This window comes from Alteromonas mediterranea DE (assembly GCF_000020585.3).
Taxonomy (GTDB): Bacteria; Pseudomonadota; Gammaproteobacteria; order Enterobacterales; family Alteromonadaceae; genus Alteromonas; species Alteromonas mediterranea.
Genome location: NC_011138.3, coordinates 1,122,279 through 1,136,094 on the forward strand (window position 1 = coordinate 1,122,279; position 13,816 = coordinate 1,136,094).

Here is a 13,816-nt window from a genome sequence, read left to right on the forward strand (position 1 = left end):
TCGGCATTTTAGGTCGATGTGTACATTTGCATGACTTATGAATTTGAATTTCTTGCCACGTGAGTATGGGTAATAAAATTCTGCCGGCAGTAGCACCGTCCAAAGCAGAAGACTTCAAACGCATTACAAAGGCACTTGAAGTCTTTATTTGTAATAATATAATCTCAGCTAGAAGCAATTTGTTCCTCGTTCCCTTCACAGTACTAACTTGAACCCCAATCACCAAAACACTTGACAGCGTACATTAGTACGGCATTTAGACTTTCTCCATCAACTAACACTCGAGGAGTAAGTTATGTCCCAAAAAGAAACAAGTCTACCACTTATTGGCGGATTTATTGCTGCCGTAGGCGCAGGCATTTGCTGTGCAGGACCACTCATTTTACTCATGCTGGGTGTCAGTGGTTCCTGGATTGGCAGTCTAACGTTCTTTGAACCATACCGGCCCATCTTTATCCTGTTCGTTATATTATTACTTGGTTTTGCAGGATGGAAAGTCTATCGCCCTGTTGAGGATTGCAACCCAGGTGATGCATGTGCCGTGCCTCAAGTTCGCAAGCGTCGACAGTATATTTTTTGGTTAACCGTATTATTTGCCATAGTGTTAGTGACTAGTAACTATTGGGTTGTCTTGCTTGCCTAATAAAAATTGCACAGCAAGCAATGTACTTTGAGAGCCGAGAGAGATACTCGCGCAACTTCTCTTGCTGGCCACTTTTAAGAACGCACACGAGTAAGTAGTATGAAACACTGGTTTAAATCCATTGAAAACGATGTGGCTGGTACGAGCTATTCCTTAGACAAGGTGATAGCAGAGCTAAACTTTGATGCCGATGGGCTCATTCCTGTGATTGCTCAAGATGAGAAGTCAATGAAGGTACTTATGTTTGCCTGGATGAGCAAAGAGTCTTTAGATGAAACACTGAGAACAGGGAAAATGTGCTACTGGTCACGTTCAAGACAAGGCTTGTGGCGAAAAGGTAGCAGCTCTGGCCACTCGCAAACCGTGAAATCCATTGCAGCCGATTGCGATGGCGATGTTCTTCTCGCCGAAGTAAGCCAAGTTGGGTTTGCATGCCATACAAGGCGCCATAGCTGTTTCTATCTAAGGTTTTGGGAAGATAAGGTGACACTGATCGAGTAGTAAGCCCTACAGGGTTTAATTTAGTCACTTTTAATGTGGTGATAGCTCACATTGAGCATCATTGGAACAACCAATAATTTTCCTAACTAATCAGAAGCCCCAGAATTTAGTACTTTTCATTGAGGGAAAACAGATATCGGTCTAACTAACACCTGCCTAGTTTTCTCTTTCAAATACCGGTTAACAAGGACTAAGCTATATAGTGGGAGGTCAATTGTCGACAATAATACCATCCAAGATTTTTGTGGGTGTAAAAATAGCTCATAGGTACCGTTTGTGAAAAGAGGAGGTGAAAAATGACACGAAGTATCAGCAAAGTTGCCAAAGAGCTCGATATAAACGTTGAAACAGTTCGATTTTATGAGCGTAGAGGCTTAATTCTGCAACCGACTAAACCCGAAGTGGGATACCGCCACTATCCCGATGACACAGTGAGTCGAATTCGCTTTATCAAACGCGCACAAGTGCTTGGATTTACGCTAGATGAAATTGCCAACCTCTTGAGTTTGAATGATCACCCATGTGGACAGGTTCAAGAGCTTGCAGAATATAAGTTGAGCACCGTCAAAGAAAAGATGGCAGACCTGAAACGGTTAGAAAGTGCGCTAATGGAGTTATTAACACAATGTAATAGCAATGACGATGATAGTTATTGTCCTATTATCGACTCCCTACAACCCTAGTGACTTTTTCTTATTTTGTCACAAATAACGCTTGACTCCGTACATTGGTACGGCTCATAGACTTATTCAATCGACAACTAATACGAGGAGTAAGCAGTGTCAAAAAAAGAAACTAACCTACCACTTATTGGGGTTCTAGGGATTTTCCCCTCTAAAAAGACATAATCCTCTGTAGACCACACCAATAAATGGCTGCGGAGGTGGTTTACTTTCAGCTTGGAGCCTAATCATCCACTATCGGCCTTGTTATTTCGCCAATATTGGGCAATTTCCCAGTATTAGTGAAGTTATACGTTCCGCTTAAGTTGATATTTTGCCACGCAACGGGCGAAACAGCACGAGTGATACCCGCTTTCTCTTCATCTCCTCTCGCTTCAAAGTGTCCCAGAAGATGACTCAGTATCGCGGAGTTGAAGTAGATGATCGCGTTGGCAAGCAATCTTGCGCATTCATTCCAGATAGCGATTTCAGACTCGTTTTTGCCACGGAACTGATCACCATTCACCGACGCAATGGCTCGTCTAAGGAAGTGCCATGCTTCTCCCCGGTTCAGGGCACGTTGCACATACTGCCGCAAACTGGCATCGTCGATGTAGTCAAGTAAATATTGCGCTTTAACCAGTCGATTATACTCCGTCAGAGCCTGTAATATTGGGTGTCCAGAAGGGTAACCAGACAACTTTCTTACCAGCATTGCCTGTGTCGTTCACTTTGTCTGAAGTGACAGAACAATGCGCCTAATATCCTGCCATCCCGTTTCGATGACATTCGTCCTGATGGGCTTTTTCAGGGCAAGGTTGGTGCCGCCGTGTTCATTTTCAGTTACGTCAAACAGATCATTGATGACACTACTGAACTGCGCGTATCGCGGTGCAAAACTGTAACCGCATAGATCCAGTAAGGCGAAGTTAACATGATTGACACCGTGTGTATCTGTCGAGAGTACGTCAGGTTTGATTTCACTGCTGTTGGATTGTAACAGGTCATAAATATAGTGTGATTCGTGCTCGTTGGAACCGATGATCCGAGCATTGAGGGCGCTGTGGTTGGCCACCAGTGTCATGGCCGTGATCCCTTTGTTGGTGCCGAAATACTTAGAGGAGTACCGGGTTTTAAAGGTTTCCAGATGGGTTTCGAATTTCTGACCATCCGCACTGGCATGCAGCTGGTCCTCCTGAATATGGTAGTGGCGGAAGATGGGTAGCGCTGCAACCGCATTATTGATCACGTCGCTGGCGTCATGCAGCGTTTCAGGCCGGATATAGTTGGCCTGCACCGTACTCAGGTGTTCATAGCTTCGATCGGAGATCTGCGCCATGCCATACACACCACGGTGAGTGGCGTTGGCAATCAGAATGGCCAGTAAATCATCCTGATGAGTGAACCCTTGTTTTTGTATCGGAAGTACATGAGTCAGACATTTCATGAACCCGGTTTCGCGCTCTACATACCGCAGTACATCCGCGATACCGACCGGTTGCATTCGCTTAAAAAAGGGATTGTTGACCAGAGATGTAGCGCTTTTGGTCGGCAGACGCCAGCGGGTACCGGTACGATTTTTCATGATCACATTTCGATTGTCTCCCTCATCAATATGGAGAGCAACGTCTTTGAGTGCACTTTCCAGCCGGTGTTGTTTCTCCTGTAACAATAACTCTGCGGGCTGTTTTAGTCTGTCCAGTGTTGATGAGGCCAGCAAGGTATCCTGCGATGTCTGGGGGATCAGGTCGTCTTCCAGTGCGCGGTATTTGGTAACATTTGGCAAATAAATGCGTCCATTCAGTCGTGAGGTTAACTGCCGGTAGAGCAGCCATTCGTAACGTTGCGGGTTAACGTTATCCTGTTTAACCAACCATGGGAGGTGCTTTTTCGGGATGAGCGACGTATCCATCGTCTTCAGTGGTCCACCGAATGCGATTTCCGTCTGCATCTGTTGAAGTTGGGCGACGACGGCTTCTGAGCCTTTACCGGCCTCACATTCAAGGCACAAAAACACCTGCCTTAACAGTTGCTCCAGGAGATTGCATTGTTCATCGTAATGTTGCCACTGGTACTCTTCCACGGTCCGTTTCTGTTTTTTCAGGTAAAGGCAGAGGGTCTGGATATCCCTGTCATTCATGACCTTCAATGCCTGTTGTCTGACTACTGAGAAGGGTTGATTATCATCAATGTTCTCATCCACAAACAGATGCAGTAACTCTGCCGCTTTCGTGACATTGTCCGCGGCTGACTGCCAGGACAGGAACACTGCTTGTTGTGCAAAGGTGTTGGCAGCTTCTTGTTGCTTGCGGATATGGTAAATGAACCCATCAGTTAACCGTTCCAGTGCCAGTTGTATCCGCTCTGTCAGGTGACATAGCAACCATAGATGCTGCTGTGCGCGTTTGAATCGTTTGAGTTTACTACCGTAATAGTTGATGAGCTCACCGAAGTGTTGTCGATTTTTAAGAGACAGATTAAGCCCATCGATAACGCCATTGATTTGCGTGCGCCATGGCGCTAACTGATGATAAAGGGCAAGCTCTTTTTTAAGTTCAGGTACGGTCAGACTTTTTGCACCGCCTCTGAGCTGGTTCAGGCTTAGTCCGTCATCAATGGCTGTTATGCTGTCCAGAAAGACGTGAAGTTCAGGACTGGTGAGTTGATTAAGTTGGTGCGCCAGGTCTTTTCTGACCTGCTGCATCGCTCTGCTTATCAGTCTCTGGAGTACGGTGTACCTAGGGATAGCAATGCTGTGACTGGTTAGGAATTCAATAGCAGTATCAAAGAGGTAACGCGGCTCCAGCCAGGCATTGCCCACCTGAACAAGGTGGTCGAAAAGAGAATTGAAGTGCTGACTTTCGTCCCATTTGTGATAACCAGCAAGGTCTAATACTTTTGCGTAGAGTCGATCTTTTTGTTTTTGTGAGGGAGTGAATGGTCTGAGCCCCTTGCCGCCAAGCAGCTCTTTACTGATGAACATTAAATCCTTAGAAACCTGCGAGTAAGCGATATCTAGGATGACGGGCTTTGATTTGAAGTATCCCAAAATCGCGACAAAGTAACATCTATGAGCTCTGAGACGAATTGACCGAAAAACTGCCAATTCCGCATCGTTCAGAGAAAAGTACAGACGTTGTTCTTCGATTGAAAAAATGGGTGGGGAATAAAGATCTGCCTGTTCTGCTCTCGTGAGAATAGTAATTTCGTTTTTGATGGCCATATCAGGGCTGTTCCGTATTAAATGTACGATATTTACCTAATTTGCCACACTTATAAGTAGTAACCCACCTCCGCAGCCATTTATTGGTGTGGTCTACAGAGGATTAAGTCTTTTTAGAGGGGAAAATCCCTAGAACCCCACACTGGCGAGCTTCTGCTCGCCCAGTACCCGTGCTTCATCGCAATGGGTGCCGTCTTGCAGTGTTAGCAGTCCTCCGATTTCATCCAGGCTGAAGCCCAACCATTGGGCCGTTCGAATGAACTGAAGACGCGCCAACGCCTGATCGTCGTAATGGCGGATGCTTCCATAGGGTTTGTCAGGGGGCCTGTGGAAGAACCGACAAATTTGACAAGTTTGGCTCTAACGCGATCACAGCGAGCCCTGTAGTTGTTTGAACTGTCCCAGGATCATCGCCTTTTCCTGAAGTATTACCTTGTTCTCGTCAGTCAGAAATGCAATTTTGTCCTGACAGACTTTTAGTTCGGCTTTGGTGGTCTCCAATGCTTGAGTTAACACAGCCACTTGCTTATCGACATCTGCTTTCTGAGTGGTAATCACTGCCGCGTTTTCCGCCAGTTGTTCATTTTTATGCTGAAAATCCCGGCACTTCGTTAAGGCATCTTCAAGATCACGCTTCAGATTTTGAATATCCTCTATCTTTCCGTTTAGCTCCCTGTTTAGCGTTGCATTGGCCTGTTCAAGTTTACCAGCGTCACTTTGTAACTGAGCATTGGCATCAAATAACTCGGACGCTTTGAACTCGGCCTGGGTGAGCCGGTGTTGCAGATCCCGAACCTGGTCTTTTAATCCCTGAGTAACTGTACGAAACTGTTCGCGCTCCTGCTGACGGTCTTCCGCTGTGCGCTGCTGATAGTGTTCAAAGTGTTCTCGAATATCCTTGTTTTCCTGCTTGAGTTCAGCAACGCTTTCCTTCAGTTCAGTGGTCCTCGCAATCGCTTCGTCTCGTTGGGACTCGGCTTTAACCAGGCTAATACGGACATCTTCCAGAGACTTTTCTGTCTCACCTTTTTCTTTGTTTTGCCGCTCAATCTGGCTATCAAGGTCTTGCTGTCGGGCAGTTAGCTGCACGATGGTGTTTTTGGCATCGGACAACTCTTTGCGAAGCGCTTTATTGAAACCTTCAAATTCCTGACGGACCTGCTCGATACGATGGTCGGCCATTTGTTGTACCCGCTCATGCAGTGACTTTACCACTTCGATCAAATCGTTCGGTAACCCGCCGGTATCGACCGCCTCTCCGTTATCGGATCGCCAACGTTTGAGCAGTGGCGCGATGGTGCTTTTGCTGCCGGTGCCGAGATGTTCACGCACCCGGTCTACAGTAGGTTCTTGGCGCTGACTTTTGATGGCCTCAGCGGCTTTGGCAACGTCGTGGTAAGTGACACCGGCACGGGCCATGGTGAATTCCTCATAGATTATTTAATAACGTATTACGTATCACGTAATATAACATTATATATGTGAAATTCAACTGCACTTGAATTGCAATTATTAACCCTCGATAATGAGTATTATCGTTGGTTATAATAGTCAGACAGAATTTTTCCACTTGTAACGCCGGTACATAGCCGCCTTTTGAGCGACTCCGGTAGGAATCCGATACATGATCAATAAACCGACCAAATTAGCTACTGACTTATCGTTACGTAATGATGAGCCAGGTCAGATTGCCCGCCAGGACTCCGAAGCGCTGCGTCATTACCTCCAGGCAGCCACCTCCGACAACACCCGCAAGGCGTATCGGTCGGCCATCCGACAGTTTGAAAAATGGGGTGGGCGTCTGCCCACGGATCGGGATACGCTAATTCGTTATCTGCTGGCCCGTGCGGAGTCGCACAACTCTCGAACCCTGGATCTCCATTTGACGGCTATCAGCCAGTGGCACCACTACCAGGGCATCATTGACCCGGTGAAAGATCCGCTCGTTCGAAAAACAATGGAGGGCATTCGACGTACCCATGGCCTGCCCAAACGCAAAGCCAAGGCACTGCGCCTGTCGCACATTGCGCAGATGGTGGATCACCTGAGGCATTTGCCAGACTGTAAAAAGAAATGTAGAGATATTGCATTGGTGTTGACTGGCTTTTTCGGTGCCTTTCGCCGCAGTGAACTGGTCAAAGTGCAGGTTAGTGATCTGGTGTGGGAACCGGAGGGGCTGATCATCAAGTTACCCCGTTCCAAAACTGACCAACAGGCGATGGGTTTGATACGAGCTTTACCCTTTGGTGAGCAAAGCTGCTGTGCTGCGACGGCAGTTAAAGTGTGGATGGAAACGGCAGGCATTGACGAAGGGCCACTCTTTCGACCAGTAAACCGATGGGACCAGGTTCAAGCAAGACAACTAAATCCGGGCGCGATTAACGACTTGCTCAAGTCTTTGGGCAAAGCCTGTCGCTTCGATTTTGTGCCGGATCTAAGCAGCCATAGCTTTCGTCGAGGTTTGTCCACCTCAGCAGCTCGCGAGCGTATAGACTTTGAACTGATCAAAAAGCAAGGTGGCTGGAAAAGCGATGCCACCGTGTGGGAATACATCGAAGAAGGACAGCAATTGTCCGAAAATGCCTCTTTGATACTTATGGAAAAGATGGCAGCGATGATTTCAACTGATAGCTAAGCGAATCAGACCCTCCACTTGACTCCGTATCTTAGTACAGAGTTTACTATATTCTACCCTTTCCACTAATCAGCATGTTGAACAGGGTTTCTCAAACGAATTGCAACCTTAGTCACGAGGAATAATAGAGCACGAATGAACAGAACGATCAGCAAATTGGCCAAAGCACTCAATATAAATGTCGAGACGGTTCGTTTTTATGAGCGCCGGGGGTTAATCACACAACCACCCAAACCGGATACTGGTTATCGTCATTATCCAGAAGAGACGGTTAATCGCATCCGCTTTATCAAGCGTGCGCAAGAGCTTGGTTTTACCTTGGATGAGATCTCCAACCTGTTAAGCCTGAATGATTACCCCTGCAGCCAAGTGCAGGATCTAGCCGAGCTCAAGCTCATCGCCGTGAAAGAAAAAATGGCCGATTTACGGCGTTTGGAAAAGGCGTTAAAGGCGTTAAAGGCGTTATTAGCGCAATGCCAAAGCAATGACGACGACAGCCATTGCCCCATCATCGATTCCCTACAACCCTGATCAGATCGACCGATAATAAAATTCCACTTGACTCCGTACATTGGTACGGCGTTTAAGCTTTACGATATGCAACGCTCGCCCAATTGTTGATGCGCAACAGTGGAGGCATCTTGCATACCATTTACCAATGAACCTAGGAGTAACGTTTATGAGTGACAACAACCTGCACATTGCGGTGATTGGCAGCGGTGGCAGTGCCATGGCTGCGGCCCTGAAAGCGACGGAGCGCGGTGCCCGGGTGACGCTGATTGAGCGCGGCACCATCGGCGGAACCTGCGTCAACATTGGTTGCGTACCGTCCAAAATCATGATCCGGTCGGCGCATATCGCCCACCTTCGCCGGGAAAGCCCGTTTGACGACGGACTGAGTGCCCAGGCACCGGCGGTGAATCGTTCAGCCCTTCTGGCTCAGCAACAGGCCCGGGTGGAGGAGCTGCGCGAGTCCAAGTACCAGAGCATTCTCAACGACAATGCCGCGATTACCGTCCTCAAGGGCGAGGCGCGGTTCGTGGACGAGCGCACACTGACGGTTACGCTCAACGACGGCGGCGAGCAGACGGTGCACTTCGACCGGGCCTTTATCGGCACCGGTGCCCGGCCCGCCGAACCGCCTGTTCCGGGGCTATCCGAGACGCCCTATCTCACGTCCACCAGTGCGCTGGAGCTGGATCACATTCCCGAGCGCCTCGTTGTGATTGGTGCCTCGGTGGTGGCCATAGAGCTGGCTCAGGCCTTTGCCCGCCTTGGCAGTCGGGTCACCATTCTGGCCCGCAGCCGGGTGCTGTCTCAGGAAGACCCGGCGGTGGGTGAAGCCGTGGAAGCGGCCTTCCGTCGCGAGGGCATCGAGGTGCTCAAGCAGACCCAGGCCAGTGAGATTACCCACAATGGCCGGGTGTTCACCCTCCAAACCAACGCCGGCACCCTGGAGGCGGAGCAACTGCTGGTGGCCAGTGGCCGCACACCCAATACCGAGAACCTGAACCTGGAGGCCGTCGGCGTGGCTACCGAGCGCGGCGCGATCCGGATCGACAACCACCTGCAAACGACCGCGTCCGGCATTTATGCAGCCGGGGACTGCACCGATCAACCCCAGTTCGTCTACGTGGCTGCCGCCGGTGGTAGTCGGGCCGCCATTAACATGACCGGCGGTGACGCCAGCCTCGACCTCAGCGCCATGCCCGAGGTGATCTTTACCGATCCACAAGTGGCCACCGTCGGTCTGTCCGAGGCGGAGGCCCAGGCTCAGGGATACGACACCGACAGCCGCACCCTGACCCTCGATAACGTGCCCCGGGCCCTGGTTAACTTCGATGCCGGGGGCTTCATCAAGATGGTCGCTGAGCGTGGCAGCGGACGATTGCTGGGTGTCCAGTCCGTCGCGGGCGAAGCCGGTGAGCTGATCCAGACGGCCGTCATGGCGCTGCGTGCGCGTATGACCGTGAACGACATTGCCGATGAGCTGTTCCCGTACCTGACCATGGTGGAGGGGCTCAAGCTCTGTGCCCAAACCTTCACCAAGGACGTGAAGCAATTGTCGTGCTGTGCGGGATAAGACGGTGCCGCCAATGTATAACATGGATGAGATCGTGGAACGGCTGGGTCTGACCGGCGAAAGGGAAGCCGCGCTTCATGTGACGCTGTTGCGCGAGCTTGCCCTGGGACAACCGGTCACTGTTGAGCGGCTCGCGAAGTCGCTCAACTGGACGACTGATGAGGCAGAGTTGGTGCTGGAAAAACTGCCCTGCGGGACCATCGAGTACGACGGCCAGGGACGGCTGATCGGCTCCGGCATCACACTGCGAGAAACCCCGCATGCATTTGTTGTCAACGATCGGCCACTTTATACCTGGTGTGCACTGGATGCCTTGATGTTTCCAGCTGTCATCGGCGAACGGGCGCAGGTGCAATCGCGTTGCCCGCAGACGAACAACCCGGTCACCTTGACGGTTACGCCACAGGGAGTGGTTTCGCTTGAGCCGGAGGACGCGGTCGTCTCTTTAGTCTCGGTGGCCGCAGCGGGAGACATTCGAAGTGCGTTTTGTTGCGACGTCCATTTCTTTGCTTCACGGCAGGCCGGGGAGGCCTGGGGGCGGGATAAAATGCATGTGCACATGGTGAGTGTTCAGGAAGGTTTCGAACTGGGGCAGCGGATTGCGCACCTTATACTCAACAGGGCAAGGAGTGACCAACATGGGAGCTAATACCCGAATGGTAAACCCCAACCTTGAAGGTGGGCCGGGGGCGCAAAAAGAAGGCTGTGTCATTTCCGAAGCGGCCCGTCTCTGCGGCCTGTCAGTGCATCAGATCCGGACTTATCTGGACATGCGATTGGTGTACGCCTGTGGCACCACTCAGGGGGGCTCTCGCTTGTTCGATGACGGCTGCCTGCAACGGTTGGCGTTGATCCGCTCCTGTCGTGAAGCCGGTCTCGGTCTCCCCGAGATTGCCGAATTTATACAGGCGCTCGACAACGGGGATAAAGGGCAGTGTCGAGCCGTCGAACGGCAAATTCAACACACAATTGCTGTTAAACGAGCCGCACTGAATCGCTGCACCCAGGCACTCACCAAGGCGGCGCATGGAGTGAAGTTGAGCGCTCTCAAAGGGCCGTAAGTTGAGGTGGCACCGGACAGTGGCCGAATTGGGCTTTTGCAGGGAGTCGTAACTCTTCAATGCATTGGAGGTGGTTTATGACGAACAATGAGCGCGAACCGACAGAAGTATCCCGGTCGCGCAATGGTTACTTGTGGGGGATATTGGCCGTGCTCAGTTGCCCCTGTCATTTGCCGATTCTCGCCATCGTGCTGGCTGGCACGAGCGCCGGCGCTTTTCTCGGGGAGCACTGGGTAATCGTGGGTATCGCGCTGACCGGCCTGTTCGTGCTGTCGCTGAGCCGACTACTAAGGGCCTTCAGCAAGTAACGGTCCGGTGTCGTATCCGGTATGGATCGCGGCCCACTGTATGTCAGATGCTAATCACGCGAGTTTACATTTACATAATAGCTGGAGAAAACTAAATGAATTTCGACAATCAACTGTTAAGTAAAGAGAAATACATACCACTTATACTCCGGGTCATTGTTGGCCTATTGTGGGTTTGGATGGGCATCGTTCCCAAGCTAATTTATCCTGAACCGAGAGTTGCGATGGTGAGTAAAAGCTGGGTAATTGATTTGCTACCCATGAGTCCGGCGCATTTCATCTTTATTCTGGCAATAGCCGAAATAATAACTGGAGTAATGCTTCTCTTAGGCCTGTTCACAAGACTTGCTTCAATAGCACAAGCATTAATGATTATTATGATTATTGTCGGTGTTTGGAATATCGCTGCGATGCATGGCATTACTTCTCCTCATGCACATTTGCTTATGAAAGATATTCCATTATTCGGGATAAACATGGTGTTAATAATTACTGGCGGAGGTCTGTACTCCATAGACAATTGGAGAAAACAGAGTAAGGGTGTTTAAAACTCTGAAGACTCTGATTGAAGTGTTCGACATAGGCGATAATATAGCTCTCGTCAACCGCATAGGATCGTTGCCGCCATGAACCAGTTAACCCTCTCCGAAGCCGAGTACCAGACCAAGAAGAGCAAAATTCGCCGCGAAATCTTTCTCGAACGAATGGACACGTTGATTCCCTGGAAACAGCTGGAGAAGAACGTAGCGCATTATTACCCAAAAGGTCAGGACGGACGGCCTCCTGTCCCGTTGTCTTCCATGCTGCGCGTTCATTGTATGCCATTGTTCTATAACCTGAGCGATCCGATCTTGAAATGCAGTCAACGCCGCGCGATCTAGACTCGCCCGAGGCTATCGCCGAAATGCTGGACGCCTTCTACCGGAAGGTCCTGGCCGATGATCGCCTGCGTCCGCTGTTCTTGGATGTGGCAGAAATTGACCTCAGAACGCACCTGCCGTGTATCCGCGCCTATTGGTGCAAGCTGCTGCTCGGCGAACGCGACGGCTACCAGAGCAACATGGTCGCCCGCCACTTGGCGTTGCACGAGCAACACCCTTTGCAGCTAGATGACTTTGAGCGCTGGCTGGAGCTGTTTCGGGAGACCGTGAACGCAGATTTTACAGGGCCGAGCGCAGACCGCGCCAAGACATTAGCAACACGGATCGCGGGGAATCTTGTGCGACTTACACGTTCACCTATCAGCACGTAACGGACGATCGCACAACCCACTTGCATCGGGAAGCTGAATCATAAGACATCGCAAAACACTTTTTCGGGTTCGATAAGGAGTCACAACCATGAGTCATTCCAACGACCAAAGCTTCGGTGACGACGGTCACCTGAACGGGATTTTTGACCAACTTGACGTCCCTGAGGACGTTCGCAGGCGTCTGGCCCAGGCGCAGCAAACCGTACAAATCAACATCCCGATCCGCATGGACGACGGCGCCTTGCAATTCTTTCCGGCCTGGCGCATTCGTTACGACGACACGCGTGGGCCGGGCAAAGGGGGCATCCGTTTCCATCCGGACGTGAGCTCGGAAGAAGTCACTGCGCTGAGCTTCTGGATGACCATCAAGTGCGCCGTGGTGGACCTGCCATTCGGCGGTGCCAAAGGTGGTGTTCGGGTCGATCCCAAGGCGCTCTCCCGACTGGAACTGGAACGTCTGTCGCGTGGCTATATCCGCGCTTTTCATGACCTTATCGGGCCGAACAGTGACATCCCGGCACCGGACGTCAACACCAACGACACCATCATGGGCTGGATGGCCGACGAATTTGCCCAGATCGAACGCCGTCAGGTACCGGCCACCATCACCGGCAAGCCTTTAGGGCTGGGCGGTTCCAGGGGACGCACCGCGGCCACCGGACGTGGCGCGCTGCAGGTGCTTGATCTGTGGGCCGAGCGCCGCGGCAAAACCCCTGAAGAACTCCGTGTGGCGGTCCAGGGTTTCGGCAATGCCGGTTATCACTTCGCCCGACTGGCCCGCGAGCGCGGCTATCGGATCGTCGCGCTGTCGGATTCCCAGGGTGCCATTCATGCCGCTGACGGACTTGATCCAGACCCGATCTGGCGCCATAAACACAAAAACCGGGAGCTCAAGGGCATGGTTTACTGTGATGAATCGATCTGCCAGGAAGCCGACGTCGAGCAACTGACCAACGACGAGCTGCTGGCGATGGATGTCGATGTACTGGTACTAGCCGCACTGGAGGACGCCGTCACCGAGCAAAATGCCGCGACCGTGAACGCCGCCACGATCCTGGAAATCGCCAACGGGCCCGTCAGTAATGAGGCCGATGATCAACTAGCCAAACGCGGCGTCGAAGTGCTACCGGATGTATTGGTCAATGCCGGCGGTGTGATCGTCAGCCATCTGGAATGGGTGCAGAATCGCATCGGTGATACCTGGTCCGAAGACGAAGTCAATCGGCGCCTCACCGAACGCCTGGCCCGCGAGGCCGCCGCCTGTTTCGACCGGGCGGAGGAAGATAACATAACGCTGCGGACTGCGGCCTATACACAGGCCATCGGCCGCATCGCCGAGGCCATGACCCAACAAGGCACTCAGGGCTATTTCAACCATCATCAAGGATAGACGGTAAAGTCGTGCTCGGTAATGAGGTGGTCATACGGCTCGGGGTCTTCACGGGCAT

General features: G+C 51.2%; 15 protein-coding genes and 1 pseudogene. 13 read left to right on the top strand and 3 right to left on the bottom strand.

Annotation, left to right across the window (positions count from 1 at the left end; translation table 11 throughout):
- The first annotated feature begins 295 nt into the window (after positions 1 to 295).
- The 3 genes from MADE_RS05115 to merR (MADE_RS05125) all read left to right on the top strand — a co-directional run bounded on the left by MADE_RS05115 (position 296) and on the right by merR (MADE_RS05125) (position 1,827).
- Positions 296 to 643, top strand: a complete 348-nt coding sequence (locus tag MADE_RS05115) for a mercuric transporter MerT family protein (protein ID WP_007106065.1) — start codon at positions 296 to 298, stop codon at positions 641 to 643.
- Positions 644 to 742: 99 nt separating this feature from the next.
- The gene (gene hisI / locus MADE_RS05120; RefSeq protein ID WP_007106064.1) at positions 743 to 1,144 is read left to right on the top strand and encodes a phosphoribosyl-AMP cyclohydrolase; all 402 of its coding nucleotides are present in this window, start codon (positions 743 to 745) and stop codon (positions 1,142 to 1,144) included.
- 296 nt (positions 1,145 to 1,440) lie between these two features.
- A complete protein-coding gene (merR, locus tag MADE_RS05125; protein ID WP_012517601.1) occupies positions 1,441 to 1,827 on the top strand; it encodes an Hg(II)-responsive transcriptional regulator in 387 nt (128 codons plus the stop codon).
- Positions 1,828 to 2,050: 223 nt separating this feature from the next.
- On the opposite strand, the pseudogene MADE_RS05135 reads toward merR (MADE_RS05125), so the two are convergent.
- The 3 genes and pseudogenes from MADE_RS05135 to MADE_RS05140 all read right to left on the bottom strand — a co-directional run bounded on the left by MADE_RS05135 (position 2,051) and on the right by MADE_RS05140 (position 6,448).
- Positions 2,051 to 5,029: pseudogene (locus MADE_RS05135) on the bottom strand (Tn3-like element ISShfr9 family transposase).
- A gap of 129 nt (positions 5,030 to 5,158) precedes the next feature.
- Positions 5,159 to 5,305, bottom strand: coding sequence for a MerR family DNA-binding protein (locus MADE_RS20135; RefSeq protein WP_470207099.1), 147 nt, complete (start codon positions 5,303 to 5,305; stop codon positions 5,159 to 5,161).
- 93 nt (positions 5,306 to 5,398) lie between these two features.
- Positions 5,399 to 6,448, bottom strand: coding sequence for a DNA-binding protein (locus tag MADE_RS05140; RefSeq protein ID WP_012517603.1), 1,050 nt, complete (start codon positions 6,446 to 6,448; stop codon positions 5,399 to 5,401).
- Between the two features lie 205 nt (positions 6,449 to 6,653).
- Between MADE_RS05140 and MADE_RS05145 the strand changes: the two genes are divergently transcribed.
- The 10 genes from MADE_RS05145 (at position 6,654) to MADE_RS05190 (ending at position 13,758) form a co-directional block, all read left to right on the top strand.
- Positions 6,654 to 7,664: a site-specific integrase gene (locus MADE_RS05145; protein WP_012517604.1), complete on the top strand. Its 1,011-nt coding sequence runs from the start codon at positions 6,654 to 6,656 to the stop codon at positions 7,662 to 7,664.
- 135 nt (positions 7,665 to 7,799) lie between these two features.
- Positions 7,800 to 8,195 (top strand): Hg(II)-responsive transcriptional regulator, encoded by a 396-nt coding sequence (gene merR, locus MADE_RS05150; RefSeq protein WP_012517605.1) that lies wholly within the window; start codon positions 7,800 to 7,802, stop codon positions 8,193 to 8,195.
- Between the two features lie 148 nt (positions 8,196 to 8,343).
- A complete protein-coding gene (merA, locus tag MADE_RS05155) occupies positions 8,344 to 9,747 on the top strand; it encodes a mercury(II) reductase (protein WP_023559547.1) in 1,404 nt (467 codons plus the stop codon).
- Positions 9,748 to 9,760: 13 nt separating this feature from the next.
- Positions 9,761 to 10,396 (top strand): organomercurial lyase MerB, encoded by a 636-nt coding sequence (gene merB / locus MADE_RS05160; protein ID WP_023559548.1) that lies wholly within the window; start codon positions 9,761 to 9,763, stop codon positions 10,394 to 10,396.
- The gene (locus MADE_RS19960; protein WP_012517608.1) at positions 10,386 to 10,808 is read left to right on the top strand and encodes a MerR family transcriptional regulator; all 423 of its coding nucleotides are present in this window, start codon (positions 10,386 to 10,388) and stop codon (positions 10,806 to 10,808) included. The genes merB and MADE_RS19960 overlap by 11 nt, the downstream gene beginning before the upstream one ends.
- Before the next feature lie 77 nt (positions 10,809 to 10,885).
- Positions 10,886 to 11,116 (top strand): broad-spectrum mercury transporter MerE, encoded by a 231-nt coding sequence (gene merE / locus MADE_RS05170; protein ID WP_008295681.1) that lies wholly within the window; start codon positions 10,886 to 10,888, stop codon positions 11,114 to 11,116.
- A gap of 95 nt (positions 11,117 to 11,211) precedes the next feature.
- Positions 11,212 to 11,664, top strand: coding sequence for a DoxX family protein (locus MADE_RS05175; RefSeq protein WP_012517609.1), 453 nt, complete (start codon positions 11,212 to 11,214; stop codon positions 11,662 to 11,664).
- A gap of 78 nt (positions 11,665 to 11,742) precedes the next feature.
- Entirely contained in the window at positions 11,743 to 11,997 is a 255-nt protein-coding gene (locus tag MADE_RS20140) for a transposase (protein ID WP_008295683.1), read from the top strand.
- On the top strand, positions 11,973 to 12,368 hold the full coding sequence (locus MADE_RS05185; protein WP_008295684.1) for a group III truncated hemoglobin: 396 nt from the start codon (positions 11,973 to 11,975) through the stop codon (positions 12,366 to 12,368). The genes MADE_RS20140 and MADE_RS05185 overlap by 25 nt, the downstream gene beginning before the upstream one ends.
- Before the next feature lie 88 nt (positions 12,369 to 12,456).
- Positions 12,457 to 13,758, top strand: a complete 1,302-nt coding sequence (locus MADE_RS05190) for a Glu/Leu/Phe/Val family dehydrogenase (protein ID WP_008295685.1) — start codon at positions 12,457 to 12,459, stop codon at positions 13,756 to 13,758.
- The last annotated feature ends 58 nt before the right edge of the window (positions 13,759 to 13,816 follow it).